Origin of the sequence: Halalkalibacter oceani (assembly GCF_023715605.1) — a bacterium.
Taxonomy (GTDB): Bacteria; Bacillota; Bacilli; order Bacillales; family Bacillaceae_D; genus Halalkalibacter; species Halalkalibacter oceani.
This window is the reverse complement of sequence record NZ_JAMBOL010000095.1, coordinates 1-303: the sequence shown is the minus strand read 5'-3', so window position 1 is coordinate 303 and position 303 is coordinate 1. Positions and strand designations below refer to the sequence as shown.

At 44.2% G+C, this 303-nt stretch carries 1 rRNA gene; it reads left to right on the top strand.

Going from position 1 to position 303, the window contains the following annotated elements:
- A 23S ribosomal RNA gene (locus tag M3202_RS22145) occupies positions 1-110 on the top strand; the annotation flags it as partial.
- Positions 111-303 lie beyond the last annotated feature (193 nt).

Below are 303 nucleotides of genomic sequence, written 5' to 3'. Positions count from 1 at the left end.
TGGAGGTAATCCAGTAAGACCCCTTAGAGATGATGAGGTTGATAGGTCTGGTGTGGAAGCGTGGCGACACGTGGAGCTGACAGATACTAATCGGTCGAGGACTTATCCAAGCAATTCTTGATACTTGCACAATCATGATCTAGTTTTGAAGGAATCACTTCTTTCAACATATGCTTAAACATATCGTATTGATCAAAGAGAACCAAGACATTCGAGGAAGCAAATGGCTGAGGAATGGAGCGTACATCAGTACGTGACATGACCGAAGACCATGAAGCTGACAAAGAAGGTCGCCGGTTATCT